Here is a 226-nt window from a genome sequence, read left to right as displayed (position 1 = left end):
ATGCTTGATGGAGCAGTCCTCATCTTATCCGCAAAGGAAGGCATACAAGCGCAGACAAAGTTGCTGTTCAGTACTTTACAAAAGCTGCAAATCCCGACAATTATATTTATCAATAAGATTGACCGTGCCGGTGTGAATTTGGAGCGTTTGTATATGGATATAAAAACAAATCTGTCGCAAGATGTCCTGTTTATGCAAACTGTTGTCGATGGATCGGTTTATCCGG

Annotated in this window: 1 protein-coding gene; it reads left to right on the top strand. The window is 41.2% G+C overall.

What is annotated here, in order from left to right:
* On the top strand, nt 1-226 hold a 226-nt coding region (locus DW039_RS21405; RefSeq protein WP_243635066.1), incomplete at both ends, for a GTP-binding protein.

The organism is Bacteroides sp. AF39-16AC (genome assembly GCF_003602735.1).
Lineage (GTDB): Bacteria > Bacteroidota > Bacteroidia > Bacteroidales > Bacteroidaceae > Bacteroides > Bacteroides uniformis.
This window is presented reverse-complemented; position numbering and strand designations above follow the sequence as displayed.